The following is a 24,919-nucleotide window of genomic DNA, read 5'->3' on the forward strand; positions in this document are numbered from 1 at the left end:
GCGCGCATGTTCAAATTCATCATCGAACTCTCGGTCAAATTCCGATGGTTCATCGTCCTGGCCACGGCGCTCGTCGCGGCCTACGGCCTCCTCGAACTGACACGGTTGCCGATCGACGCCGTGCCGGACATCACCAACCGTCAGGTGCAGGTAACCACCGTCGCCCCGGCCCTGGCCCCCGAACAGATCGAACGTCAGGTCACCTATCCGATCGAGACCGCCATGGCCGGCATCCCCGGTCTGACCTCGACCCGGTCGCTGAGCCGCAACGGCTTCAGCCAGGTGACCGTCATCTTCACCGACCAGACGGACATCTATTTCGCCCGTCAGCAGGTCGCCGAACGACTGGCGCAGGCGCGCGAGACGATGCCCGAAGGTGTCGAACCGGCGCTGGCGCCCATCACCACCGGCCTGGGCGAGGTGCTGATGTGGACGGTGGACTACAAGCCGTTCAACAGCGCCAACCTGGCCAAGCCGGGCCAGACCGGCTGGCAGGCCGGCGGCGCCTATCTGACGCCTGAAGGCGATCTCCTCACCACCCCGCAACAGCGCGCCACCTATCTGCGCACCGTGCAGGACTGGATCATCGCTCCGCAGATGCGGACGGCGCCCGGCCTGGCCGGCGTCGATACGGTCGGCGGTTATGTGAAGGAATATGCGGTTCGTCCGGATACGGCGCGTCTGTCGGCCTACGGGCTCGGCATGGGCGACCTCATCCAGGCGCTCGATCGGGCCAACACCCAGGCCGGGGCCGGCTATGTCCAGCGTGCGGGCGAGGCCCTGACGGTCCGCACGGACGCCCTGGCCTCGACCGTCGAGGACCTCGCCCAGGCGCCTGTCGTCAATCGAAGCGGCCTTGTGGTCCGCGTCGCCGACGTCGCCACCGTCGAGGTCGGCCAGGCCCCGCGTCTGGGCGGCGCCAGCCGCGACGGACACGAAGCGGTTCTCGGCACCGCCCTGATGATCGCGGGCGGCAACAGCCGCACCGTGGCCCAGGCCGCCGGCGACCGGCTCGAGGAGGTGCAGAAGACCCTGCCGCCCGGCATCGAGGCCGTGACGGTGCTGGACCGAAGCGCCCTGGTGAACTCCACCATCGCCACGGTGGCGCGCAATCTGACCGAAGGCGCGCTCCTGGTCATCGTCGTGCTCTTCCTGCTGCTCGGCAACATCCGCGCGGCGAGCATCACGGCGTTGATGATCCCGATCAGCTTCCTGTTCGCCGTCATCGGCATGAACCGGTTCGGCATCAGCGGCAATCTGATGAGCCTCGGCGCGCTGGACTTCGGTCTTCTAGTCGACGGCGCCGTGGTCGTTGTCGAGAACACCCTGCTGATGCTCAGTCAGAAGCGCGCGGAGGCCGGGCGCATGCTGACGCGGCACGAACGTCTCGGCGTCGCCGCCGCGGCGGCGCGCCAGATGGTGAAGCCGGCCGCCTTCGGTCAGCTGATCATCCTGCTGGTCTTCACCCCCCTGCTGATGCTGGAAGGGGTCGAAGGCAAGACCTTCATCCCGATGGGCGCGACGGTCATGCTGGCCCTGGTCGGCGCCTTCATCTTCTCCTTCACCTTCGTGCCGGCGATGACGGCGCTCCTGGTGCGGGATCCCAAGAAGGTCGAGGTCGACGAACACGGCCACGCCCACGAGCACGAGACCTTCCTGCTGCGCCACGCGCGCCGCTGGATCGCTCCGGCCATTCGCACGGCCGTCGATCGTCCGAAGATCGTCCTGCTCTCGGCGCTCGGCGCCCTGGTCATCGGCGGCGTCACCTTCACCACCCTCGGCCGGGAGTTCATCCCGACCCTGGACGAAGGCGACATCGCCATGCAGGCGCTGCGGGTTCCGTCGGCGTCGCTCGAGCAGTCGCTCGCCATGCAGATGGCGATCGAGCGGGCGATCAAGGCCCAGCCGGAAGTGGAGACCATGTTCTCGCGGACCGGCACCGCCGAAGCGGCGGTTGACCCCATGCCGCCCAACATATCCGACAGCGTCATCGTTCTGAAGGACCGTAAGGACTGGCCCAACCCGGGTCTGGAGAAGGAAGAGCTGATCGCCCGCTTCGAGGAAGTCGCGTCGCGGCAGATCGGCAACAACTTCGAATTCAGCCAGCCGATCGAGCTCCGCTTCAACGAGCTGATCTCGGGGGTGCGGACCGATCTGGCGGTCATGGTCTATGGCGACGACTTCGCCACCATGCAGCGGGTCGCCGACCAGGTGGCCAACGCCCTGCGCCAGACCAACGGGGCGGCCGACGTAAGGGTGGAACAGGCGTCCGGCCTGCCGACCCTGACGATCAGCGTGGACCGTTTCGCCGCGGCCAACTACGGCCTGTCGGCGGCGGACGTCTCCGAAGCGGTTTCGGCCGCGATCGGCGGCGCCGAGGCCGGCCGCATCTTCGAGGGCGACCGGCGTTTTGACGTCGTGGTCCGTCTCCCCGACGCCGCGCGCAACGATCCGGCGGCGCTGGCGGCCTTGCCGATCGTGTCATCGACCGGCGTGACCGTGCCCCTGTCCTCGGTCGCGCGCATCCAGAGCGCCGAGGGACCGAACCAGATCAGCCGCAACGACGGCAGCCGCCGCATGGTCGTCCAGGCCAATGTGCGGGGTCGCGATCTGGGCGGCTTCGTCACCGACGCCCAGAGGTCGGTGGATCAGGTTCAGCTCCCCCCGGGCGTCCGCCTGGACTGGGGTGGTCAGTTCGAGAACCTCAAGCGCGCCGAACGGCAGCTGGGCCTGGTCATTCCGATCGTCTTCGTCCTGATCGGCGTATTGCTGTTCATGGCGCTGGGCTCCTTCGCCGAGGCGGGTCTGGTGTTCGCCTGCGTGCCGCTCGCCCTGGTGGGCGGGGCGCTGGCGCTGCTCCTGCGCGGCATGCCGTTCTCCGTCTCGGCGGCGGTCGGTTTCATCGCCGTCTCCGGCGTGGCGACGCTCAACGGCCTGGTGCTCATGCAGGCGATCCGCGAGCGGCTCCAGGCGGGATTGCCGCCCCGTGACGCGGCCATCGAGGGCGCGTCCAGCCGCCTGCGGGCGGTGCTTACCACCGCCATGGTGGCGATCGTCGGCTTCATTCCGATGGCCATCGCCCACGGCGCGGGGGCCGAGGTCCAGAAGCCGCTGGCCACCGTCGTCATCGGCGGCCTGATCACCGCCACCGCCCTGACCCTGCTGGTCCTCCCGACCTTCGCGGCCAAGGCGGTGCGTCACCGCAAGGACGAGGGGATCGAAGACTGATGGCCCGGCCCCAGGATGGTCGGCAGCGCCGGACGCTGCTGACGGTTCTCGGCCTCAACGCCGGCCTGGCGGCGGCGCTCGGAATCGGCGGCGTGTCCGCCGATTCCAGCGCCTTGCTGGCCAATGCGCTGGATAACGCCTCGGACGCGGCGGTCTATCTCATCAGCTTCCTGGCCATCGGGCGGGCAGGGACCTGGAAACGAGGCGCCGCGAGGGCGTCGGGGATCATGCTGCTGGTTTTCGCCGCCGGCGTCCTCGTCGACGCCGTGCGCCGGGTGATCACCGGAACCGAGCCGATCGGTCCAACCATGATGGCGCTCGCCCTGGTCGCCGCCGTGGTCAATCTGATCTGCCTGCAGCTCATCCGCCGCCAGCACAGCGGCGACGTCAACATGAAGGCGGCCGAGACCTTCAGCTTCAACGACTTCGCGTCCAACGGCGGCATCCTCGTCGCCGGCGGTCTGGTCCTCTGGCTCGACCAGGCCTGGCCCGACCTCGTCGTCGGCGTCCTCGTCGCGGCGATCGCCATCAAGGGCGGCGTCGAAATCCTCCGCGACGCCAACGCCGCCTCCGACCACCCACAGGAACGCGCCTCATGACCCACGACCACTCCAGCGGCCACGCCCACGACCACACCGCCGGGGCCAACGCCCGGCAGCTCACCATCGCCCTGGCGCTGACCGGGACCTTCCTGATCGTCGAGGTCATCGGCGGCCTGGTGTTCAACAGCCTCGCCCTGCTGTCGGACGCCGCGCATATGTTCACCGACGCGGCGGCCCTCGCCATCGCGCTGCTGGCGATCAAGATCGGCCAGCGGCCGGCGGATGAGAAACGCACCTTCGGCTATAGGCGGTTCGAGATCCTGGCGGCGGCGTTCAACGCCGTCCTGCTTTTCGTGGTCGCCGGCTACGTCCTCTACGAGGGGATCAAGCGCATCGTCGCTCCGGAGCCTGTCGGCTCGATCGGCATGCTGATCGTCGCCGCCGCCGGCCTGGTGATCAATCTGATCTCCATGCGCATCCTGTCGAGCGGCAAGGATCGCAGCCTCAACGTCAAGGGCGCCTATCTCGAGGTCTGGGCGGACATGCTCGGATCGCTCGGCGTCCTCGTGGCCGCCGTCGTCATCACCGTGACGGACTGGCGCTGGGTCGATCCGATCGTCGCGATCGCCATCGGCCTGTGGGTCCTGCCCCGGACCTGGATCCTGTTGCGCGACACCACCCACATCCTGCTGGAGGGCGCCCCGCGCGGCGTGGCCCTGTCGGACGTGCGGGCCGCCATCCTCGCTACCCCTGGGGTCGCCAGCCTTCACGACCTCCACGTCTGGGTGTCGGGCGCGGATCAGGCGAGCTGCACGGTTCACGTCGTGCTGGCGGAGGGCGCCGACGCCGACGCTGTCCGACAGGCCGTCGGCGACATGCTCGAAGAGCGCTTCGACCTGCATCACACGACCGTCCAGACCGAGCTCGAGCCCTGCGGTGACGCCGGAGGTCTGCACGTATGACCCGAAGCGACGACCCAGCCCGGTCCGCCGCCATGACGGGCGACGAGATCCGGACCCTTTTTCAAACTCAAAGGAAAACGCCATGAAGCGCACCGGTTGGATCTCGGTGATCGCGGTCTTCCTCGCCGTCGCCGCCTTCACCTTCGGCCTTCTGTCCCGCCGAGGCGCCCCCGACGCTTCGGCCCCGCCGCCGGTCGAGGCGCGGGCGATCGATGCGCACGCTGGTCACGACGACTCGCCCTCGGATACGCCGTCGACGCGCGCCTACCAGGAGGCCGCTGACCGCATGCACCAGGCGATGAACATCGACTACTCCGGCGATGCCGACATCGACTTCCTGCGCGGCATGATCGCCCACCACGAGGGCGCGATCGCCATGGCCAAAATCGCCGTGGAGGAGGGCGAGGCGGATGACGTGCGCGGCCTGGCGCAGGAGATCATCCGCGCACAGGAAGGCGAGATCCTTCGGATGCGGATCATGCTGGCGCGGCACGACGACGGGCCGGCCGATCCTGCACGGCCCTGACCTCATGGCCGGCAAGCGCTTCTCGGTCCGCAGCCGCAGCATCCGCTGGCGCGAAGGGCGCTACAAGGGCCGCCGCGGCTCGAGCCCGCACCCGCCGCCGAAACCCCGGCCGGTGCTCGATGTCGTGATCGCCGTCGGCGCCAGCCTGGTCGCCGCCTTCTTCGTCCTGTGCATGGCCTTCTCCCTGCTCGGCGCCTACGGAACGCCGCTCTACATCGGCTACGGCGTGATGATGAGCCTGGTGACGGGCGGCTGTCTGGTGTTCGGACCCCGCGACCGGGCCGGATTGATGATCGCCGGCGGGCTCGGCGTGCTTTGCGTCGCCGGAACCCTCATCCTGTACGGGGTGCGGGCGGACGTGCACTACCATCCTCACGCCAACGAACGCCCCGCCGCCACAGGGAAGCGCGAATGACGATCAGTTCCGGTTTGGAAGGTCAGGCCCGCCGCCCCGCGCGCATCGCGCGCGGCGGCTGGCTGGACGTGCTGCGGTTCGCCGCCGGATCGCTGATCATCTCCTACCACTTCCGGGAAGCGGCTCCGTTGCCGCTCGGACAGATCCATCCGGTGTTCGACCGAGGGTTTCTGCTGACCAACTTCTTCATCATCGACTCCGGCTATGTGCTGGCCCGGATCTACGGCGAGCGCCTGGCCTCGGGCCGGATGGACGTCGGGGCCTATGCCCGGCAGCGGCTGCTGCGCGTGTTCCCGGCCCATCTGGCCGTGATCGCCGGTCTCGCGGCCCTCGTCTCGGCCGCCGCGTTGGCCGGTGTCCGACCGAGCAATCCCCAATGGTTCGACTGGAGCCAGCTGCCCGCCCAGGCCTTGCTCGTGCAGGCCTATGGCGTGCCGGGCGGCGTCGGCTGGAACGCGCCGACCTGGACGCTGTCGGCCCTGATCGGCTGCTATCTGCTCCTGCCGTGGATCTGCCGGGCGCTCTGGGGTCGGCCCTGGGCCACGGCCGCGCTCGCGGTCGCCCTGCTTTTCGCCGCCGACGTCGCCAGCCGCGTCTGGCTGGGCGATCCGGTCTATCGCCTTCCGCTGCGGTTCGGGTTCCTTCGCGCCTTTCCGCTATTCCTGCTGGGCGTGGCCGCCGCCGTGGTCGGTGCGCGCGTCTACGTGCGCCCGTCCGTCGCGGCCATCCTGGGCCTGGGCGCCTTCGGGGCCCTGGCGCTCCTGCAGTCGGCGGGGCCCTTCGGTCTGGCCTGTCTTCTTCTGATGACCCTCATCATCTGGGCGGCCGGAGCCTTGCCCGTGGTGCGCCCGTCGCGCCTGATCGAACAGCTCGGCCTGATGTCGTTCGCGATGTTCCTCACCAATGAGGTGACCCGCATCGTCTGGTTCGGTGCTTTCGACGCCGTCGGTCAGTCGGATTGGTCCGTCGGGATGCGCTGGGGCGTCTGGGCCGCCGGTCTGGCGGCGGCGTTCATGGGGGCGGCGGCGTTCCGGTATGGGTTCGACCGGCCGGTCCAGGCCTGGTTGAACCCGCCGAGGCCTGCGACGCCTGCGCCGGGGGTCAGCGCGGATCGGCCGGTGGCCTGACGCGGCCCCGGACCTCGGCGCCGTTGTACCGACCCCGGACGCCAAGCGAGCTGGCGGCGAGCGACGGCAAGGGTTGGTAGGGTTCGCGTCCGGTGGCTTCCGTACACAGTGACCTGTCGGCATCCCGGGCACGCTCAGCGCCACCGAGCCTGGCCGCGTCGCTGTCGACGGCGGCCAAGCTTTGTCGATCGATCAGGCGGCTTCGCTCTCCCCAGCCTCAAGTGCAGCCGCGGTCGTGGAAACGAAACCCTCAAACCGCGCCGGGTCTGCCAGTGTCTCACGCAACTGGCCGCCCCAGTCTGGATGGCGCTTCAACCACTGGGCCCAGGCCTGGTCCGAGACGCCGTGATGAGCGGCCAGATAGTGCCCGATCATCGCCGGCGCCTGAGCCGCCACGAAGGTGGCGTTCAGTCGGTGAATGACGCTGAACATCCGATAACCGTGAGCGAAGGCCCGAACCCGCCCCTCCAGAGCGAAGCCACGAAGAAGCTCGAGCATGGCCCCGGACGGCGTGACGTACTCCGGCGCGTGCTGGGCCCGGATGGCTTCGGCGACCTTGACCGTGTCGTCGACGCCGAGAGCGAGCAGGGCCTCGTGGATCGTGCGCGTGACGCGCCCTTCGGTGTAATCGTCGGCCTCGAAGTCATTCACCTGGACGGCGTACTCCACGTCGAGGACGGCCTGCCGGGCGAGCTCGTCCGGAAGTCCGACCGGCGCCAGAACCCGGATCGCGGGTCCGCGCTGGCGATCATCGATCACTTCAAGCACGCCCGCCTCTGTCAGCACGGCGAGCTCCCGTGCAAATCGAGGATGTTTCGCCTCGCTCCGAAAGACCGACGCGATATCGCCGGGATAGTCCAGGGCCAGCGTCTCAGGGTCCAGAGTGGGGGTCCGCTGATGTCCGCCGTGGATGTTCATGAGCACGCCGCAGACCATGGCCTGCCGCAGCCTTTGGCCGGTGCCGGAGCCCGGGCGGATCAGCGGTGTCTGGGTACGGTGCAGAACCTCGGTCGCGAACACATACGGCATGACGTCCCGGAAGAAGTTCGGCGGTATGCCGTCGCCGGGCGGATCCTCGGCGTCCGGGTCGGGATTCCAAGCTTCAGCGAGCGGACCGCGACAGGCTGGCGGCAGCGCCGCCAGAAGTCGTCTGCGGTAGGCGTCGCCGTCTTGCGAGCGACTGCCGGTGCGGAGATTGGCCTGGAGGTCATGCCAGTCCTGAAATCCGCCGGCGTTCGCAACCGCGGTCTGACACCGGTGCAGCGGAACATGAAAGCCGCTGTCGTCGAACAACCGCTTGAGCTCTTTGGCGCGAGCCTTCGCGCCGTCGAGGGTGGAGTACATTTGATCCTTCTCTCCCGGCCAGATCGAAACTGCTGCTCGTCTCTCGCGGCCGACAGGAGGATGCGGTCGTGAAAGGGTGGGGTGCGTCTCGTTGGACCAAGGGTCCTTCGCCAGGGCAGCGGCCACGCCGACGTTGACGGCGTTGAAGGAAGGCTACGCCGACGCCGCGGAAAAGCAAGCGCTGCTGTTGGTCCGTCCACCTGCGCCGGATCGAATGGTCGAGGATTTGGCTCTGCGTCTTTGGGACAGAGCTCATCGGTTTCGGCAGGCGTCCGGAACGACTACCGTCGTCTCATGCTGGATTTCCGGAAGCCGCAGGCGTTCTCGGGCCGCCTCTCAAGGGGCGGTGACCATCACGATGTGGCGTTCAAACTCACCCTGACCCCGTCCGGATCGCTCGTCTTCGACTTCGAGGAACTGCCCTTCAGCAGGGCGACCGCCTGGTTGCGCGGCCTCGACGACCCCGGTGAGATGGTGTCCTACTTCAGCCTCGTCGCGCAGTCGGGCGAGGTGACGCTGACGACGGATCATCTGCACCTCAACGCGCCAGTCCATGACGATCAGGAGGGGTCTTATCTCGCCTTGAAGGGGCAGGCCCAATTGGCGACCCTGACAGCCGCGCGCACGGATGAAGAGCCGTTCCTGCGCATGGGGCTGCGAGGGTTTCGGGGCTTCAGCCGGCATCAGGTCGAGACGGCCCTCGGAACGATCTATGTCGGCGGCGGCTCGTCCAAGCCCGTCGACGACACGATCTCGGGTTTCATAACCTTGGTCGCGCCGTCCGCTGTCGCAGACCTGCCGGCCTGGCGGGCGGAGGCGGGACGGCTGCTGGAGTATCTCAGGCTCATGACGAGCTTCGCGGCCGGTCGGAACCTCAAGGGCCCGACCCTGGAGTACGCGAGCGGCACGGAGTGGGCGCTCGAAGTCCTCGAGCAGGCCGGCGGGGGCGACACCCATCAGCCCGTCATCCATTTCCTCAACCAGCAGCCCTTCGTCCGCGCGGCCGTCGACGCCTGGTTTGAACCAGTATTCAAGGTCGAGCAGCTGATGTTCGCCCTCGAGTGGTATGTGATGGCCGCGGGGTACACGGAGATGCGGCTGGTTCAGGCCATGACCGTTCTCGAGAACCTGAGCCACGCCAACCTGACGTCCCGCCAGAGCCATTTTCTCTCGCCGGCGCGGTTCAAACGGCTCTCGACCGCGATGCGGGCGGCGGCGCCGACCGCTCACGGCGATCCTGACCTTGAAGCGCTGTTGGCGGCCCTGCCGGGCAAGATGGCGGACCTGAATCGCCGGCCGCTGAAAGACAAGGTCAGGCTGCTCATGAAGCAGTGGAATGTACCGGTCGCCGATCTCGATCTCGAGGCGCTGGATCGTGCGGTAAACGTCCGAAACGAGATCGTGCACCGCGGCCACTATCGCGCCGACGAGCCGCGATCCTCGGCAGGGTCGGGCCTCTGGCCTCACGTGCAGTTCGTCCGGGAGATCATCGCCCGGATCGTGTTCGCGATGATCGCTTATGACGGCCAGCGGATCGGCTGGATCGGCGGCTATCATCTGACGACCTATCCGCCGTCGGAGGTCTGATGGCGTCCCGGCGTTGGATCGTTCCGCCCCAGGATCAATGGGATTTCCCCTGGACGCGCGGCGACCGCTGTCCCTGCGAAAGCGGGAAGCCGTTCGGCGACTGTTGTCTGAGCCCCGACGGGCGGCCCCATCTGAAGCTGGGTCCGATCCATCCGACGCCGCCGGCCACCGGCTATGCCCACCCCAGATGCTATCTCAACCGGTCCTGCGACTGCTCGCGCGCCATCAGCAGGGAGCATTACATCAGCCGGGGCCTGATCAGCCGGCCGGGCCTCAAGGTGAGGGGCATGCCGTGGCAGGCGGAGCCGGTCATGGCGACGTCCGCCGACGCCCTGACATCCAAGATCCTGTGTCAGCGCCATAACTCCGCGCTCTCGCCCCTGGATGCCCATGCCCAGCGGGCGTTTCTGGCGCTCGAGGCCGCGCAGATGCACGCCACAAAGGCGTCCCTGTCGCGCAAGCGGTTTTCCACCCTCATCTCCGGCGAGGCGCTCGAGCTGTGGGCGATGAAGACCCTTTCCGGCCTCTATGCGACGGGCATGGACTTCAAGGTTGGACCTTACCGGTTCCGGGACTATCCGCCGCCGATGGCGGACATCGCTGACGCCTTGATGGCGACTCCGCCCCGTAGCCTCATGCGTCTGGAGGTGCCGATGGATGCGGACGCCCACGAGGCGTCCCTCGGCCGGTCGGCCGTCTCGACCCTTCCGGTCATCGACGAGGATCAGGGCCGGCTGGTCGCGGTGATCTTCCGCTTGCAAGGGCTGGGATTGAAGTTCCACCTCGAACACGAGGGTGCGCCGACGCCGTCCGACGCAGTGCTCAGACCCCACATGATCGATGTGGTGGGGCCGGACCGGAGCAGCCGCATCTACGTCAGCTGGGGCGAGGCCAGGCCCGGTCAGATCGTCTTCCTCAAGCTGAAGCCCGCGACGCCGCGCCAGAAGGACGCCTGGCGCGCCTCGCACAAGGGCTAAGGGCTCCGCCCTCGCGCGGGCCAGGGTGAAGCGGCTTCGCCGCCGGACCGGCCGGTCTCCCCGACCTTCCGCGCCGGCGAGGGGCGTCATGACAATCATCAGGGTCAGGCTTGTGCAGGTCGGGCGATCCCCCTCCGGCCGGTCCGCCCTGGCCCTTGCTACCCCGGTCTCGCCGACGGGCAGGGTTTCAGGCGCGCAGTTCGCGTGCCTGCAACCCTTGCCCAAGGAGGCAGACATGACTGCTCAATCCACCCAAACCGCCCCCACCGAAGCGACCGCGCCGCAGCACGGCGCGGAGGTGATCGTTCCGCTGAACCGGCTCAAGGCCTCGCAGAAGAATGCGAGAAAGACCCCGCACAGCCCGGCGACCATCGAGGCCTTCGCGGCCTCCATCAAGGCCAAGGGGGTGTTGCAGCCGCCCGTGGTCGAGATCGAGCGGGACGGGGAGGGCGTCCCGACCGGGAACTACCTCGTCACCATCGGCGAGGGGCGCCGTCAGGGGCTTCGACTGCTGGCCAAGCGCAAGGCGATCAAGCGGACCCACCCGGTGCGCTGCATCGTGGACGCCGAGAACGACGCCCATGAGATCAGCCTCGACGAGAACATGACCCGCGAGGCCATGCATCCCGCCGACCAGTTCGAGGCCTTCCAGCGGCTGGCGGTCGAAAAGGGCTACGGTCCCGAGGAGATCGGCGCCCGGTTCGGGGTGTCGGCTCATGTGGTGCGCCAGCGGCTGCGGTTGGGCGCGGCGGCGCCCGAACTGATGGCGGCCTATCGGGACGGGGCGCTGGCCTTGGACCAACTGATGGCCTTCTGCGTCAGCGCCGATCAGGACCGGCAGAGGCATGTGTTCGAGCAGTTGGGCGAGTATCGTCCCATCCACGCCATCCGCCGCGCCATGACCGAGGCCAAGGTGGCGGTGGGCGACCGGCGCGTCCGCTTCGTCGGCGTCGAGGCCTACGTCGAAGCGGGCGGCGGAATCCTCCGGGATTTGTTCACCGAGGACGGCGGAGGCTGGCTGGAGGACGTGGTCCTGCTGGATCGGCTGGTAGCCGACAAGCTGACCGGCTTGGCCGACGAGGCGCGCGAGCGGGAAGGCTGGAAGTGGGCCGAGGCGGGGCTGGAGTATCCCGACCTGTCCGCGTTCGGGCGGGTCTATCCGGTCGCCGTCGAGCGGTCGGAGGCGGACGCCGCCGAGATCGCGGCCCTGTCCGAGGAGTACGACGGCATCGTTTCGGAGGCGGGCGACGACGGCCTGTCGCCCGAGGCGGACGCACGGCTGGAGGAGATCGACAAGGCCTTGCAAGCCTTCGGCCCTGACTTCGCCTATGCGCCCAAGGCCAGGGCGCGCGCCGGGGTCATGGTGATGCTCGGTCATGACGGCCTCGCCCGCTTCGAACGCGGTCTGGTCCGGGCCGAAGACGTGCCCGCCGATCCGCCGTCGCCGTGGCCGGAGGAAGGGGCGGCGGACGACGATGCCGAGGATGGGACGCAGGCAGGCGCGGACGCGCCCGAAGGCGAGACGCCTTCGGCCTTGTCGGATCGTCTGCTGATCGATCTGACGGCGCACAAGACCATGGGCTTGCGCGATGCGGTGCAGGCCGACGTCAACGCGGCGCTCGCGACCGGTCTGGAGCGGTTGGCGCCGGGGGTGGACGACGGTCCCGCCGGTCGGCGCGTCCGCGACCGGTGCGAGGCGTGGGGCGCGCGCCTTCCCGAGCGTCCGGAAGACCTCTGGGGCGTGGTGGCTGGTCTGGCGCCGTCGGACCAACTGGACCTGATGGCCTGCTGCGCGGGGGTCGGCCTCTACGCCGTGCGCGATCCGCACGACCGCAGGCCCGGCGCCTTGGCGCAGGCCGAGACGCTGGCGACGGCGGTCGGGCTCGACATGGCCGGGACGTGGACGGCGACAGCGGCCAGCTACTTCAGCCGCGTCGCCAAACCCAAGGTGCTGGAGGCGGTGACGGAGGCAGCGGGCGCCCAAGAGGCTGCGCGGATCGCCGGGTTCAAGAAGGCGGACATGGCCGAGGCCGCCGAACGGCTGGTGGAGGGTAAGGGGTGGTTGCCCGTCCCGCTGCGGACGGTGTCGGACGCGGCGGAGCCGGATGGGGAGGCGGGCGAGGAGAGCCCGCCGCCGGACGGCGACGCCTATTCGTTCGCCGCCGAATAGGACGCCCGAGGCGAAAACTCGCCGCGCGCCCTTTGGGGGCGCGCGGCTTTTTGTTGAGCGTCAGCTCACATCGTCAGCGACCTTGAGCAGCTCGCGAGCGAACTCGAACTCGCTGACGAGATGGCTGGCCTTCTCTTTCGGCCATCCCTGCTCTCGCAGGGTCGCAAAGAGCAGATCGGTATCGAGACGCTTGCCGCTCCGATGCACGGTGGCGAGGAAGGTCGCCCAGCGTCTGAAATCCGCAGGATGCGATGACCCTGACGACTGGTTGGCCGCACCCGAAAACTGCACGAGCAGTCGCGCGATCTCAGGGCCGACTTCCGCCGCGAGCGAGGTGCGGGGCAGCGAAGTGACCACCGACAACGAGAGCGCCGCCGCCGCCGGCTGAACCAGCTGCTCGAGGAACTCTTGAAGGGCCGCATTGTAGACGGTCGTACCCAGGTTGCCGACGTCGCGGGGAACGATGTTCACAATCTGAATTCCCTCCGGCTCCAGATGCAGGGCCACACCGAGGGCCGGAATTGAGCCGTCGGCCTCTCGCGAGAAGACGCGATAGCTGTCGTCGCCGATATTCGCCTCGCCCTCCGCCGAGCGCGCCCACGGCGCCTCGGCGGCGCGCGTCATATGGTCGACCAGCGCATCGATCTCCGCGCGCGTCCCGCGGACCTCAAGGTCGCGCATCACTTCCATCATCGTCTCGTCCTGTCAGGTGTTCGCATATTGTTCTTAGCGCGAAGCGGTCTAGGATCAAAACCGTCGCCATACCGGAACGAGAGATGCCCACAGGTTCGCTGTACGCACGGATGCAGGCTCACGGCACCTTGACGGAGTCGCCGCGCGACATCGCCAACGCCGTCTACGCCTTGCCGTCGACGTTGCACTGGATGCGCGGGCTGGCGATCCTCTGCGAGGCGCACGCCGTCTCGTTCCAAACGGCCCGGGCCTTTTATCAAAAGGTCCAGCGCAAGCCTCTTCCGGATCGTCAGATCAACTCGATCTACGAGCAGCTGCTGCTGTCGCTGCACCACATCGCAGCCCTGGACGCCCTGGCGCTCGCCCCGAACAAGGCCGACGTGAGCCGGGTCGGCATCGTGGCCTGGTACTACGGCGTCTACGGCGCGGCCTCGGCGATGATCGCGGCGGCCGACGGGTCGTTTCCCGAGACCCACGCCAGCACCGCCCGACAGTGGGATCGGCAGTTCGCCGTTCCTGGCCTGGTGCTCCCGCCGTTCGCGGATCGCGTCGGGCGCCTGTGTTCAGCAGATGTCGAGGAGGCGCTTCGCGTGCCGCGCGGTCGCGGCAAACATCCGCTGACTCTCCAGCCCGGCTCGGTCGACGAGGCCTGGGGCTGTATCGCGGAATACCTTTCCGGCACGGCGGGCTGGGAGCAGTGGAACGTCGAACAGGCCGTCCGGGGATCATCCGCCTTTCGCGATCTCCGGGTCGATAATTTTCGCACCAAAGCCGCACGCGAGCTCCGGGACGAGGCGCTGGGCAAACGGAGCGTCTGCTTCCTTCATCAGGCGTCGCGATACCGCGGCAAGGCCAACTATCGCGATGCGATCTTCCTCGCCTACGGCAAGTCGGTCCCGAAGTCGGTGGAAGGCTTCGTCGATGATCTCCGCACCGTTCTCAGGGCCTTCAGCGCCATGGCAGCCGGCTACTGCGCCGCACGTGTGGGACGAGAGGAATGGGAGTGGTTCGTCGCGGACATCGCCAGCCGTCGCGCGATTTCGCTGTCGCCGGAAGATGTCTGGAGGTGAGCGTCGTCTCAGTCCCCACGAGGATACGACCGAAAATGACGTAGGCGCACGCAACAGTGCGGCCGAGACTCTAACCGGAGACAAGCTGATGCCGATTGCCCGTCTATACGCCCGCGGCGCCGGAGGGCGTCTGGAAGACCTTCAGCATGACATCGACCTGAGCGAATGCGCGGGCGTGTGTCCCGTGAAGGGCGACCACATCGTCGCCTCGAAGGTCGGCGACTCCGGCACGCTCTGGGAAGTGACGGACCGCTACTTCAAGGCTCGCGGGCTGGACGACTACGTGGTTCTGATCGTTGAGGAACGCGACGCCCGTCCGGATGAAGTCGAGCTGTTCTGAGGCCGGGGATGCAGCCGCTCGAACTGCCCGACTTCGACTTCGCTGACGATCCGACGGTCGAACGATTTCTCTCGTCGTTCGATGGTCGGTGGAGTCAGCAGACCAAGGCCATTCAAAAGGCCTTGGGAGTTCAGCGGCTCGAATTGAACGGAAACTGGGCTGGCGTCCCGACCGACTGGTGCTGCCCGGTCTGCCGACGCTACAAGCCCGAGATCGCCCGGCTGACGCCTGCGGGCGTCGTGCTCTGCCAACTGGACCGACACCACGACCATCTCGCCGATGAGGGCGCGCGCATCCTGTGGCGCGGCCAGCAGAAGCAGCCCGATCGGGCGCGCCAGGATGCGCTTCACAGCGCTATTCAGGTTTGCATGGCGCTAGGTGAGCGGTTCCACCAGACCCTGGTCTGCAGCGACTGCAACGCCGCCGACGGGGCGGCCAAGTCTGCGCTGGCGGGCGTGGTCCACCCGGAGTTTAGTTTCGCGCCGTCGGAGATCGCCAGATTCATTCGTGTCGCGGCCAACCGCCCCCACGAGGTCAACATCGAAGCCGCGCGGGCCGTCTGGCTTGAGGTCGCGGACGATGTGCGCGATCGGCTGTCCTTTATGGAAGTCATGGCGCGTCGCGTCGCCGAGGGCCGGCACAGCCGCGAGGGATCCGGATACACGCCGCACCACAAGGCCACGCTCTTGACCGACGTTCTCAGCGCGGCCGGGCATCCCAGGATGCAGGTCGAATGGCTGGCGGGCGCGGTCGAGAAGCGCTCGATCCAGCGCGACGGCTTTGCGTCGTCGGTGAAAAAGCCGCCGAAGGGAGCAGTTTCGGTTCCGACGCTGGATGATCTGGCGCGGTTCACCGCCGGCCAGCATGAGCGGGATTTCTGGCATGCCCCGGCCGAGGACTGGCGATGCGCGGCCTGTGATCGATCCCGCTTCGAGATGCTCCGCAAAGCGCCGAAAAGCGGCCTCTGGACCGCCGGCGCTCACCGGCGACGCGTCTTCCTAGTTGAGGCCGATCCCGACGCCTTATGGCGCCGGAACGGCTGGTATGAGCACGGTCTGACCTTCCGCGACCACGAGACGGTCTGGATTTGCAAGGACTGCCGTCTGATCATCACGGACGCCAAACAGACCGGCCAGAACCTGACGGATGACTGCCTCAGCGTCGCTGATGTCCAAGACTTGCTGGTTTCCGTCACCCCGCACGAGCGACCGCAGTACGACCGCCAGGCCGCGGCGCACCGCGCGAGGGACAACTTCGAAATCATGGCGGCGATCGAGGACTACGATCATCACCGCCGACGATGCCTGGACCTGTTCTACGATCGCCGGCGGCTTCTGCGTTCGAACCGCGAGGCGGACATCGATCTCTGGCAGCTGGAGGCGGTCTGGGAAGACCATATCGAGGAAGCTCAGCGCCCCGGTCATCTCGCATGGCTGATCGCGGAAGGAGGCCGTTTCGCCGAGGTCAACGCGCGGGACCGATGGCCCCGAGACGAGCCCGAAGTCGGCTAGGCCGGTTCGTCCGGCGACGTCAGCGGCGCCCGAAGGGTAAGGCGTTCGGCGAAGCCGGCGAGGTCGGTGAACACCTCCGGATACAGTCCGGAGATATTGAGCGCCGTCGCTACGTCTGACGAACGCACTCGCGGCGTGTCGTGGGTTTCCCGTCGGGCATACGGAAACAGGACCGAGACCCTGGCGTCGATCAGGGCTGCGCGGGCGAGGATGACCTTGATCGTGTCAGCCATCACCGCGTCACTCCGAGGCGTCCGCAGGTTTCGCCATGCAGCGTCGGCGTTCGTCGCCAGCACCTGGAGCTCGGAGATGATCTGGGCGACCTGCTCGCCCGGTTCGTCGGGCGCGGTGAGGATGAAGGCCTGCAGATCGCGCACCACCTCGGTGGGCAACACCGGCAGATCGACGAGGGCGCCGCGCGGCGGTCTGATCTTGCCGACCCGGCCTAGCAGGGGCGCGACCGCCTTGATGACGGCGCGCGCGTATTCCGAGATGTCGTTCAGGCTGAGGGGCAGCACGGCACGGGCGGCCGCGGCGGCCCGTCGGTTTCGTTCGGCCTCGATCCGGTCGGCCTGCCGGATCTGCGACAGGACATAGTTGGCGCCGTAGAGAGCGGCGAGCAGGGCGATCGCGGCCCCGGCCAGGTCCTGCCATTTGTGGATCGAGGACACGCGCGCAGCGAATCCGGGCACGAAGGCGTCCGCGCCGATCAGCAAGCAGATCGATACGAACACAAGCCCCATCCCAAGCGCGGGCCCCAGATGTTCTCTCTTCACGGGCGAGGCTCTTCCTGCAGTTGTGACGGCGCGAAACGCTGTAGACTGGACGACATCACGACGCGAGGCCGCTTATCCATGAGAATACGCTTGCCCGAACTGGGGCGGTCGGGGAGACTCCTCCGGTGAAGAAGAGCCTCGATCATCTGCCGCTGCGCAAGCAGTCGGAACTCCGTCACGTCGTCGACGTGATCAAGGCCGCGTTCGAGGAGGCGATCTCGACGCGCCGCGCCGCGCGGCTGAAGAACGGCAAGATCCTCAAGATCATCCTGTACGGATCGTACGCGCGCGGCGACTGGGTCCACGATCCGGTCGGGCGATATTTCTCGGACTTCGATCTGCTGGTCGTCGTCGATCATGAAGACCTGACCGACGGCGAGTTCTGGCACGACGCCGAGAACCGCACGATGCCGGGCGAGGGCGAAATCCGGACGCCCGTCAGCATCATCGTTCACAGTCTCGACGACGTGAATGAACAGCTCGATCGCGGGCGTTACTTCTTCGCGGACATCCTGCGCGAGGGGATCGTCCTGTTAGACACGCCCGGCGCCAAGCTGCACAAGCCGGCCGATCTCAAGGCCCAAGTGGCGCTTGCGGAGGCGGAGGATTTTTTCGCGGAGTGGATGGGGAGCTCCGAGGAATTTCAAGCTGGCGCTCAGTTCTACGCCAAACGTGAAAACAACAAGCTCGCTGCGTTCAGTCTCCATCAAGCTAGTGAGCACCTCTACCACTGCATTCTATTGGTGGTCACTCTGTACAGCGGTAAGGCCCACAACCTCGCCTTCCTGCGGAAGAAGGCCGAGGCGATTGATACCCGTCTGGCCGAGGCTTGGCCGCGCGAAACCAAGTTCGAACGCCGCTGCTTCGAGCTGTTGCGCGAAGCCTATGTGAAGGCGCGCTACTCCAAACACTACAAGATCAGCGACGAGGAACTCGCCTGGCTGGCGGAGCGAGTGGAGGTGTTGCGCGGCCTGACCAAGACGGTTTGCGAAGAGCGATTGCTGACGCTCCGCGAACGCGCCGAAGCTTCGGAATGAGCCGGGCCAAGCAGCAGGTCGATCAGCACCTGATCGATCGGGAGGGCCAAGCGCTGCTGCGCCGAAAGCTGCCGCGCCACTGGGTGCTGAGGGAATATCCCCCAGACTACGGACTGGACTTCGTTCTTGAGCTCTTCAGCGAGGGCAAGCCCGATGACCAAGGGCGTATGAGGTACGAAACCCTGGGCGAGCATGTCTTCATCCAGTTGAAGACCATCGCCGACCCTCAAATCGCGCCTTTGCAGCTCTTTGCCCGGAGCAATGTCGAAAAGGCTATGGAGGTGCTTCGCCGAGACGATCTGGTCGGCGAGGTGGATACCTATCGGTTCCCGCTGGAGACGCCCGAGCTGGTGACGATCGAACGCATGGGAATCGGCGTGCCGGTGTTGCTGGTGATCGCTGATCTCGCCAACGATCGATGCTCGTTCGTCTGTGTGAACGACTATATAGACAAGATCCTGATCCCAAGACACGAGGACTATCGCGTCAAGGCGAGCCGCACGATCCATGTGCCGATCCGCAACGAGATCGGATCGGATGCAGGCCAGATCGCTCTGCGCTGGTACGCAAAACGGCCCAAGCTGATGGCCGCGTTTCAGCGCTTCACGTTCCAGTTCTCGGAACTGGGTTACGCGTTCGAGACCGATGGCTTTGACGCCATGGCGCGGTACTTCCTGCGGCGAATTCTGCCCTACGACTTCTGGGATGATGTCGAGATGTGGCAACCCATCGCCTGGTGGGCCGACGCGCTCAGGAAGTACGATGCCGAGGGCGGCGTGGTTTTGTTTAAGGGACCCAACGGCGAGGCGACGCCAGCCGAAAGCCCTGAGGAGGCTGAATACTTCCGGCGCCTGAATATCCTGGAGCTCTGGCGGTGTCTTTCGCTCCTGCCGAAGACCTACGAGGACATTTGCAGGGAGTGGTTCTTGCCGACGGCTCTGAGTGAGATGACATCCGCCCCTGAACCGGAAGCAGCTGCACCAGCCGCTCCCGCGTCATGATTTTCCTCATCCACGCGATGCGTGGATTTCGACTTTACGACCACGCATTGCGTGGTATCGTTTCGTATGTCCGAACTTCTGGATATGCAGCCGGATGAACTCCGGACCTTTCGCCAGAGCCTAGATCTCACCCAGGCCGAGCTCGCCGAGAAACTCGGCGGATCCCGACGCGCCATAGAGGATTGGGAAGCGGGGCGACGCCAGCCTCCCGCGATGCTGCGCTTGGCGTTGGCCGCGCTTCGGTTCGATGTTCGGCCTTGGTCGCCGATCGCGATCGACCCGCGCTACCCTGACCGGGAGAGCGTCGAGAACTCTGTCCGTGATCGCCTGCACGAGATTGCTTCGGATCGGGCGCAGACCAAGTTCGAGAATTGGCTGAACGATACAGCGTCGCTGCCGCTCGCCGAAGCCATCCTCCTTGGATTCCTCGAGACGGCGACCGATGGCTACAACGACGTCGAATTGAGGGACAGCTGGGATCGACTGCCGACGTCAGGGTGGCGGACGACCATGGTGGTCAAACCGGCGCTCGGCAACGGACTGCACCCGAACGTCGCCTTCGAAACCCGCCATGACGAACACGCGCAGCGGCTGGCAGTCTTCGTCGACAGCAAAAGACCGAATGAGCGACTGCCTGGTCGTCTTCGGGTCGAGCAAGCGCTGGTCGATCAGGGCTTCCGGGTCATGACCTTCAGCGGCGAGGAGATCCTCGCCGATCCGGAAGGCTGCATCGATCGGATCACCAGCGTCCTACACGATCTCGTGGACGAAAATCTGATCGCTGCGGGGATCATCTCGCCGCCACCGCGTAAGCGAGATGAGATCGGATGATGCAGCACGACGTCTTCATCTGCCACGCCAGCGAGGACAAGGACGCGGTCGCGCGACCGCTCGCGGAAGCGCTTCGCGAGTGGCACCTCGACGTCTGGTACGACGAGTTCTCGATGAAGGTCGGCGACAGCCTTCGGGAGGCGATCGATCGGGGTCTGGCGAGTTGTCGATATGGCGTGGTCATCGTCAGTCCCGCCTTCTTCCAGAAGCGCTGGACCCAGCGGGAGATGAACGGGCTGGTGGCCCGGGAAATGAGCGAAGGTCGCAAACTGGTCCTGCCGATCTGGCACGATGTCGAGCTGTCGGATGTCGTCGCCTATTCGCCGCCCTTGGCGGACGTCGTCGCCACGCGCTCGTCGGTTGGGATGGATCGCATGTGCGCGGACCTTCTTCGGACGATCCGTCCCGAGGAGAGTCCGCTGATGGTGGCCCGCGACGAACTGATCCGCTTCGGATGGTCGCCGCCGCCGATTTCGGACGAGTGGTGGCTCGACATGGCGGAGGCTCAGGAACACGCCGTCTCTTCGATGTGGTCTGTGCCTTGGCGATTTCCCCTGCCGGAGCGCCTTGGCAGCCAAGGGCGCCGGCGGGGCCTGAATATCGCCTGGACGGCGCTTCACCTCGAGTGGCAGCATCAGGCCGAACACCACAAATTTTGCCAGATCACGCCGCCCGAGGAGGTGCTCGCCTTCGTACGCGGCGATCCTGCCCTGACCGAGGCCGCGCACGACTATCCGCAGTATCTCGCCAACTATGCGCCGCAGCTGTTGATCCCCCAGTTCTCGGCGGAGTTCGCCGACGATTTCGATGACCTGCTGAAGGAGTCCGAAGAACGCTGGAGCGTCGATCCCGACCGACGTTTTCCAGACGCCCTGTGCGATCGTCAGCTCGCGCTCCGACATCCGGAGTTCGGCCGCCACTCCGCTGAAGAGGTGGCGGAGAAGTGGATGGTCGGCCTGGGGCGTGACCACGGCGCCAGCATCTATGACGAACTCGACTACATCTTCTGGCTTCTCGCCTCCGACAGCGAGTGGATGCCGGCGGACATCAGGACGTTCCTGATCGCCGGTTTCAAGGAGCGAGCGATGTGGGAGCGCGATCTTCTCCGCGAGACGAGAGGAGCGTTCACCGATGCCCTGATGAAGATGCGGAGAACGCCGCTCCGCTGGACGCGCGCCATGAAGACGGATCTTGAACGGATCGTCTCGGCGGCGATCCGGAAGATGGGGTTGAAGGCTGACGCCAGCGCGATCGTCGAGCGCTTTATCGAGGAAGATTTCGTCGCGGTGGTGGACCGGGTCGAACGCGAACGCGCTGCGGCGCGCAGGCGCTGATCCATGACCGAGGACGGGGGTGATCATCGGCGGTTCTGGAGTCGCTCGACGCCGCTTCGCGCCTTGACCCAGGAGGAGAGGGACGCCGCCCTTGGCCATCTGAAGGATCGGGCCGTAGGTCGGATGGCCGCGCATCATCTGGCCTTGGAGATGCAGGCAGGGCAGGAGCGGGCGCACCACGGAGATCCTGACGCCGCTCGAGATTACCTGGAGTTGGTTCGCGCCCTTCGCCAGGGCGGACGCATCACCTATGCCGAGTACGTTCTGCAGGTCGGCAGCCGCATGGAGATGGTTTCGGATCATCGGTGGTTTCAAGGCGCCTACACCGCGGATTTGCAGCCGATCAGTGACGCGATGGACCGGATCACTCAGTCGCATGGGCTATCGCGGGAAGAGTACTGGCCTCGTGGAGAAGAGCCGGAAGACTATCGCGTCCTGTCCGATGCCTATTCCGCCTGTCTGAACGCCAAGCTGATCGAGACCATGCGCGAGTTCGGTGAGCAAGAGCTCGCCGATCTTCGGGAACGGGAGCCTGCGCGATACGACGCCTTGCGCGAGGAGGGGCGGCGGTCCGTCTTCGAGAAGGAAAACCGCCTCACCGCGCTGACCACCCTGATCGACTACTACGAGCACGAAGCCGATGCGGCCGGAAACGCCGGGGCATACCTGGCCGGGTGCCTGATGTGGGGCGCGGCGGCGGAGGGGAGATTGCTGCTCTGGTGCCTGCGCGCCCCCGCGCTCGCCGAACAGGCTCGCCAAGCCTTGCCGTCAAAGAGCCGGCCCAAGAAGCCGGACCCGGCGGACTGGACCTTGGACGGTCTCGTGCAGGTGGCGCACGGCGCAGGGTGGATCGGTGTCCTCGAAGACGACGATTTCGTCTTTATCGTCGAGGGTTTGCTTCAAAGCCTGCGTCAGTCGCGAAACCTCATTCATCCTGGCCGATCGCTCCAGCTCGAACCGCATTTGCGGAGGGACAAGACCGCTTTTGATGATGCGAAGGCCGCCTATGCTGTGCTCAGGATCAATGAGGTGGCGCACGCGCCCCAGCCACCGGATGACCTCTCCTCATAGGACGGTTTCACAAGGTAAGAACAAAAAGAGAACAAATCTCTTGCGGCGCCTGCTGTGTTCTGCGCAACCCAGCGACCGGGTCGGTTGGCTGGATCGGAGCGGACCGTGAGAGAGCAGGACATGCGGCAGGTGCCGCGAGAGGACGTAGCGCCCGAGATCGGGCGACGCTTGGTGGTGCGGTGTAACAGGCCGCTCTGTGATCATGCTGTCTTGATGGATCCGCGTCCGGTGTTCGGCGCGCCTCGATACTGGCCGGCTGTCGGGCCGTCATATCGGTTCCGATGCCAGTGCGGGCATCGGGTGGCGTGCGTCTCCTACACCGACAATGGAGATCAGGCCGAGGGATCGATTTCGCCGGCCGCGCTCAAGCTCTGGTTCTAGGATGCACAGACCGTTTGGGCCGCCGGCTCCGCCGCGTCTCGTGACGATGCAGGCCGCGCGGCGGCATGGGCTGCTGTTGCGCATCGCCTGCGAGCCTTGCGGCAGGACCGAGGCGATCGAGGGAGCCGCCTTGCCCGTGATCCCGCGCGCTGTCGCCGTGGGTGAGCTGTGGTTCGCTGGGCGCTTCCGGTGTGCGACCTGCCGGCGGCCGGCATCCAGGCTTGAACTGATTGAACGGGGGCAGGTGCAGAAGACGCTGGAGCGATGGGGCCTTGGCGAACCCTTCGTGGCTGAAAGGCTGCGTCGACATTGGCGACATGATCCCTACGACCGGCGTGACTGGCCCGCGTGGTTCAGGCGTGGGTGACCAGCCGTCTCCCGTGCAGCAGGCAAGCCTTGCGCGGCCTCTCAATGGCCTGATCTGACCGAAGCCCGTCCGGCTTCCGCAACCGGTCGTTCGGCTTTCTTCCCCGGCCTGCCGGCCTTCCTCGCGAGGCAAGAAAGCCGCTCTCCCGGTCCTCCGCTGCGCTGCGGGGTCTCGCTGTGCTCGTCCTGCGGGCCGTCCGGCCTCCGGTCCGGCGATCGCCATCGAGGCCGCGGCAGGCGTGGCCCGACATCAGCAAGGAGAGACTTCCATGGCCACCATCGGCACCTTCACCCAGCAAGCGGACGGCAGCTACAGCGGTTCGATCAAGACCCTGACCCTCAACGTCAAGACGGCCCAGCTGCGGGCCAACGAGAAGAGCGACGACAAGGCCCCCGACTTCCGCATCTTCTCCGGCCAGACCGAGTTCGGCGCCGCCTGGAAGAAGACGAGCCAGCAGAACCGCGAGTATCTGTCGGTCAAGCTCGACGATCCCAGCTTCCCGGCCCCGATCTACGCCTCACTGGTCGAGGTGGAGGGCGGGCACAGCCTGATCTGGTCCCGCTAGGCCGTCGCGGCGGCGCCTCCCGGCGCCGCCGCCTCGTCTTTCGACAGGATAAAGTCCGGGGTGGTTTGAGGCTGCTGGTGGAAGACGTAGCGAACGACCTTCTCGCCGAGCGCGCGATCGAGGGCGCGACCGAAGTCGTCGATGGTGCGCGTGATCTTCGGGGCTTGAAGCAACTGACGCCAAGGCGGCGGGCCGGTTCGACCGCCCTCCCAGGTGAGAAGATGAACCAGGGCGACGTGGGCGAACTGCACGCCCCCGTCCCCGACGATGAAGCTGTTGCGTATGCTGGTCGGGGAATGGTCCTCGACCGTCTCCAGGTTCCATGTCGCGAGAAGCTGTTGCGTTTCACCATGCAGGTCGCTTCGCCGGGCGCCGTCTCCATCGGTGAAGAACACCTCCGAAACACGCATCTTCCAGGTTTCGGTGAAATTCGCCGCGTCGCCCTCGACGCCGATGAGCTCTTCCTTCGCGAGGTCGAAATGCACGCCTGCGCCGGGCCTCAACACATAGGCGACGTCGCCTGCCAGCAGTCCGAGCAAATTCTCCTTCATCGCGCGCTCATGGCTGATATTGAAGTTCGTCCTGGCGAGTCGGACGTGCCTCGCGTCGAACAGCGTCCAGATGCTGTGGAACTTCCAGGCGATAAGCAGTGGCCGCCCTACGAGATCCGCGTAGGCTTGCAGACGGCCTAGGTAGTCCGGCCTCAGCGACAGTGTCGGGCTCTTCTTGGACTTCACCTCGATGAGAACCGGCCCTCCCGTGTCGAAGGCGGCAAGGAGGTCCGGAACCTGGAATGTGTCCCGAGACGACAGCGGCGCCTGGGCCTGGTCCAGCTTGTGAACCAGACGACATCGTCCCAGCCAGGCGCAGATGACCGAGAACTCGTCCTCGGCCGGCAAACCCAGGTTCAGTCGCTTCACCTTGCGCGCGACGACGGCCGCATCGCCGCTATAGCCCAGCTCGGCTAGAACCTCTTGGATCAGCCGCTCGATGTCGTCGGGTGGCTCGCCGTCTGTTCCTGTCATTGTCGTCCCAACCTCGGGTCGCCGTTACGCTTGAAAGGT

At 66.5% G+C, this 24,919-nt stretch carries 22 protein-coding genes; 18 read left to right on the forward strand and 4 right to left on the reverse strand.

The window, feature by feature from the left end; all coding sequences use genetic code 11:
• Window positions 1-6 precede the first annotated feature (6 nt).
• The 6 genes from QRN13_RS13890 (at window position 7) to QRN13_RS13915 (ending at window position 6,800) form a co-directional block, all read left to right on the forward strand.
• Window positions 7-3,228 carry an efflux RND transporter permease subunit gene (locus QRN13_RS13890; RefSeq protein ID WP_284878377.1) on the forward strand — a complete coding sequence of 1,074 codons (3,222 nt, stop codon included), beginning with the start codon at window positions 7-9 and terminating at the stop codon, window positions 3,226-3,228.
• Window positions 3,228-3,827, forward strand: coding sequence for a cation efflux transmembrane domain-containing protein (locus QRN13_RS13895; protein ID WP_284878378.1), 600 nt, complete (start codon window positions 3,228-3,230; stop codon window positions 3,825-3,827). Before QRN13_RS13890 ends, QRN13_RS13895 begins: the two co-directional genes overlap by 1 nt.
• Window positions 3,824-4,732 (forward strand): cation diffusion facilitator family transporter, encoded by a 909-nt coding sequence (locus QRN13_RS13900; protein ID WP_284878379.1) that lies wholly within the window; start codon window positions 3,824-3,826, stop codon window positions 4,730-4,732. The genes QRN13_RS13895 and QRN13_RS13900 overlap by 4 nt, the downstream gene beginning before the upstream one ends.
• 82 nt (window positions 4,733-4,814) lie before the next feature.
• Window positions 4,815-5,258, forward strand: coding sequence for a CopM family metallochaperone (gene copM / locus QRN13_RS13905; protein ID WP_284878380.1), 444 nt, complete (start codon window positions 4,815-4,817; stop codon window positions 5,256-5,258).
• Between the two features lie 4 nt (window positions 5,259-5,262).
• Window positions 5,263-5,673, forward strand: coding sequence for a hypothetical protein (locus QRN13_RS13910; protein ID WP_284878381.1), 411 nt, complete (start codon window positions 5,263-5,265; stop codon window positions 5,671-5,673).
• Entirely contained in the window at window positions 5,670-6,800 is a 1,131-nt protein-coding gene (locus QRN13_RS13915; protein ID WP_284878382.1) for an acyltransferase family protein, read from the forward strand. The genes QRN13_RS13910 and QRN13_RS13915 overlap by 4 nt, the downstream gene beginning before the upstream one ends.
• Window positions 6,801-6,992: 192 nt before the next feature.
• Here QRN13_RS13915 and QRN13_RS13920 read toward each other — a convergent pair whose 3' ends face one another.
• Window positions 6,993-8,144, reverse strand: coding sequence for a hypothetical protein (locus QRN13_RS13920; protein WP_284878383.1), 1,152 nt, complete (start codon window positions 8,142-8,144; stop codon window positions 6,993-6,995).
• A 294-nt stretch (window positions 8,145-8,438) separates the two neighbouring features.
• Here QRN13_RS13920 and QRN13_RS13925 point away from each other — a divergent pair, with 294 nt between their 5' ends.
• The 3 genes from QRN13_RS13925 (at window position 8,439) to QRN13_RS13935 (ending at window position 12,878) form a co-directional block, all read left to right on the forward strand.
• The gene (locus tag QRN13_RS13925) at window positions 8,439-9,731 is read left to right on the forward strand and encodes a hypothetical protein (protein WP_284878384.1); all 1,293 of its coding nucleotides are present in this window, start codon (window positions 8,439-8,441) and stop codon (window positions 9,729-9,731) included.
• On the forward strand, window positions 9,731-10,708 hold the full coding sequence (locus tag QRN13_RS13930) for an SEC-C domain-containing protein (protein WP_284878385.1): 978 nt from the start codon (window positions 9,731-9,733) through the stop codon (window positions 10,706-10,708). The genes QRN13_RS13925 and QRN13_RS13930 overlap by 1 nt, the downstream gene beginning before the upstream one ends.
• Window positions 10,709-10,943: 235 nt before the next feature.
• A complete protein-coding gene (locus QRN13_RS13935; protein ID WP_284878386.1) occupies window positions 10,944-12,878 on the forward strand; it encodes a ParB/RepB/Spo0J family partition protein in 1,935 nt (644 codons plus the stop codon).
• A gap of 60 nt (window positions 12,879-12,938) precedes the next feature.
• Here QRN13_RS13935 and QRN13_RS13940 read toward each other — a convergent pair whose 3' ends face one another.
• Window positions 12,939-13,571 (reverse strand): hypothetical protein, encoded by a 633-nt coding sequence (locus QRN13_RS13940; protein ID WP_284878387.1) that lies wholly within the window; start codon window positions 13,569-13,571, stop codon window positions 12,939-12,941.
• 191 nt (window positions 13,572-13,762) lie between these two features.
• Here QRN13_RS13940 and QRN13_RS13945 point away from each other — a divergent pair, with 191 nt between their 5' ends.
• The 3 genes from QRN13_RS13945 to QRN13_RS13955 all read left to right on the forward strand — a co-directional run bounded on the left by QRN13_RS13945 (window position 13,763) and on the right by QRN13_RS13955 (window position 16,492).
• The gene (locus QRN13_RS13945; RefSeq protein ID WP_284878388.1) at window positions 13,763-14,641 is read left to right on the forward strand and encodes a hypothetical protein; all 879 of its coding nucleotides are present in this window, start codon (window positions 13,763-13,765) and stop codon (window positions 14,639-14,641) included.
• A gap of 88 nt (window positions 14,642-14,729) precedes the next feature.
• Window positions 14,730-14,981 (forward strand): hypothetical protein, encoded by a 252-nt coding sequence (locus QRN13_RS13950; RefSeq protein ID WP_284878389.1) that lies wholly within the window; start codon window positions 14,730-14,732, stop codon window positions 14,979-14,981.
• An 8-nt stretch (window positions 14,982-14,989) separates the two neighbouring features.
• Window positions 14,990-16,492: a hypothetical protein gene (locus tag QRN13_RS13955; protein WP_284878390.1), complete on the forward strand. Its 1,503-nt coding sequence runs from the start codon at window positions 14,990-14,992 to the stop codon at window positions 16,490-16,492.
• Here the strand turns inward: QRN13_RS13955 and QRN13_RS13960 are convergent.
• On the reverse strand, window positions 16,489-17,208 hold the full coding sequence (locus QRN13_RS13960; RefSeq protein ID WP_284878391.1) for a hypothetical protein: 720 nt from the start codon (window positions 17,206-17,208) through the stop codon (window positions 16,489-16,491). The two genes, QRN13_RS13955 and QRN13_RS13960, sit on opposite strands and share 4 nt — an antisense overlap.
• Before the next feature lie 185 nt (window positions 17,209-17,393).
• On the opposite strand from QRN13_RS13960, the gene QRN13_RS13965 reads away from it, so the two are divergent.
• The 6 genes from QRN13_RS13965 to QRN13_RS13990 all read left to right on the forward strand — a co-directional run bounded on the left by QRN13_RS13965 (window position 17,394) and on the right by QRN13_RS13990 (window position 23,855).
• Window positions 17,394-18,305, forward strand: a complete 912-nt coding sequence (locus QRN13_RS13965) for a HEPN domain-containing protein (RefSeq protein ID WP_284878392.1) — start codon at window positions 17,394-17,396, stop codon at window positions 18,303-18,305.
• A complete protein-coding gene (locus QRN13_RS13970; RefSeq protein ID WP_284878393.1) occupies window positions 18,302-19,306 on the forward strand; it encodes a DUF4365 domain-containing protein in 1,005 nt (334 codons plus the stop codon). The genes QRN13_RS13965 and QRN13_RS13970 overlap by 4 nt, the downstream gene beginning before the upstream one ends.
• A 66-nt stretch (window positions 19,307-19,372) precedes the next feature.
• Window positions 19,373-20,137, forward strand: coding sequence for a helix-turn-helix domain-containing protein (locus QRN13_RS13975; RefSeq protein WP_284878394.1), 765 nt, complete (start codon window positions 19,373-19,375; stop codon window positions 20,135-20,137).
• A complete protein-coding gene (locus QRN13_RS13980; RefSeq protein ID WP_284878395.1) occupies window positions 20,134-21,471 on the forward strand; it encodes a TIR domain-containing protein in 1,338 nt (445 codons plus the stop codon). Before QRN13_RS13975 ends, QRN13_RS13980 begins: the two co-directional genes overlap by 4 nt.
• Before the next feature lie 3 nt (window positions 21,472-21,474).
• Window positions 21,475-22,542, forward strand: a complete 1,068-nt coding sequence (locus tag QRN13_RS13985; RefSeq protein ID WP_284878396.1) for a hypothetical protein — start codon at window positions 21,475-21,477, stop codon at window positions 22,540-22,542.
• 1,016 nt (window positions 22,543-23,558) lie between these two features.
• A complete protein-coding gene (locus QRN13_RS13990; RefSeq protein ID WP_017505563.1) occupies window positions 23,559-23,855 on the forward strand; it encodes a DUF736 domain-containing protein in 297 nt (98 codons plus the stop codon).
• Here QRN13_RS13990 and QRN13_RS13995 read toward each other — a convergent pair.
• On the reverse strand, window positions 23,852-24,880 hold the full coding sequence (locus QRN13_RS13995) for a PDDEXK family nuclease (RefSeq protein ID WP_284878397.1): 1,029 nt from the start codon (window positions 24,878-24,880) through the stop codon (window positions 23,852-23,854). The two genes, QRN13_RS13990 and QRN13_RS13995, sit on opposite strands and share 4 nt — an antisense overlap.
• Window positions 24,881-24,919 lie beyond the last annotated feature (39 nt).

Origin of the sequence: Brevundimonas sp. MEB006b, from assembly GCF_030209705.1 — a bacterium.
Lineage (GTDB): Bacteria > Pseudomonadota > Alphaproteobacteria > Caulobacterales > Caulobacteraceae > Brevundimonas.

Excerpts from the sequence above, each read along its gene's own strand:
- QRN13_RS13890 (WP_284878377.1), top strand. The coding sequence starts at position 7 with ATGTTCAAATTCATCATCGAACTCTCGGTCAAATTCCGATGGTTCATC.
- QRN13_RS13895 (WP_284878378.1), top strand. The coding sequence starts at position 3,228 with ATGGCCCGGCCCCAGGATGGTCGGCAGCGCCGGACGCTGCTGACGGTT.
- QRN13_RS13900 (WP_284878379.1), top strand. The coding sequence starts at position 3,824 with ATGACCCACGACCACTCCAGCGGCCACGCCCACGACCACACCGCCGGG.
- copM (WP_284878380.1), top strand. The coding sequence starts at position 4,815 with ATGAAGCGCACCGGTTGGATCTCGGTGATCGCGGTCTTCCTCGCCGTC.
- QRN13_RS13910 (WP_284878381.1), top strand. The coding sequence starts at position 5,263 with ATGGCCGGCAAGCGCTTCTCGGTCCGCAGCCGCAGCATCCGCTGGCGC.
- QRN13_RS13915 (WP_284878382.1), top strand. The coding sequence starts at position 5,670 with ATGACGATCAGTTCCGGTTTGGAAGGTCAGGCCCGCCGCCCCGCGCGC.
- QRN13_RS13920 (WP_284878383.1), bottom strand. The coding sequence starts at position 8,144 with ATGTACTCCACCCTCGACGGCGCGAAGGCTCGCGCCAAAGAGCTCAAG.
- QRN13_RS13925 (WP_284878384.1), top strand. The coding sequence starts at position 8,439 with ATGCTGGATTTCCGGAAGCCGCAGGCGTTCTCGGGCCGCCTCTCAAGG.
- QRN13_RS13930 (WP_284878385.1), top strand. The coding sequence starts at position 9,731 with ATGGCGTCCCGGCGTTGGATCGTTCCGCCCCAGGATCAATGGGATTTC.
- QRN13_RS13935 (WP_284878386.1), top strand. The coding sequence starts at position 10,944 with ATGACTGCTCAATCCACCCAAACCGCCCCCACCGAAGCGACCGCGCCG.
- QRN13_RS13940 (WP_284878387.1), bottom strand. The coding sequence starts at position 13,571 with ATGATGGAAGTGATGCGCGACCTTGAGGTCCGCGGGACGCGCGCGGAG.
- QRN13_RS13945 (WP_284878388.1), top strand. The coding sequence starts at position 13,763 with ATGCGCGGGCTGGCGATCCTCTGCGAGGCGCACGCCGTCTCGTTCCAA.
- QRN13_RS13950 (WP_284878389.1), top strand. The coding sequence starts at position 14,730 with ATGCCGATTGCCCGTCTATACGCCCGCGGCGCCGGAGGGCGTCTGGAA.
- QRN13_RS13955 (WP_284878390.1), top strand. The coding sequence starts at position 14,990 with ATGCAGCCGCTCGAACTGCCCGACTTCGACTTCGCTGACGATCCGACG.
- QRN13_RS13970 (WP_284878393.1), top strand. The coding sequence starts at position 18,302 with ATGAGCCGGGCCAAGCAGCAGGTCGATCAGCACCTGATCGATCGGGAG.
- QRN13_RS13975 (WP_284878394.1), top strand. The coding sequence starts at position 19,373 with ATGTCCGAACTTCTGGATATGCAGCCGGATGAACTCCGGACCTTTCGC.
- QRN13_RS13980 (WP_284878395.1), top strand. The coding sequence starts at position 20,134 with ATGATGCAGCACGACGTCTTCATCTGCCACGCCAGCGAGGACAAGGAC.
- QRN13_RS13985 (WP_284878396.1), top strand. The coding sequence starts at position 21,475 with ATGACCGAGGACGGGGGTGATCATCGGCGGTTCTGGAGTCGCTCGACG.
- QRN13_RS13990 (WP_017505563.1), top strand. The coding sequence starts at position 23,559 with ATGGCCACCATCGGCACCTTCACCCAGCAAGCGGACGGCAGCTACAGC.
- QRN13_RS13995 (WP_284878397.1), bottom strand. The coding sequence starts at position 24,880 with ATGACAGGAACAGACGGCGAGCCACCCGACGACATCGAGCGGCTGATC.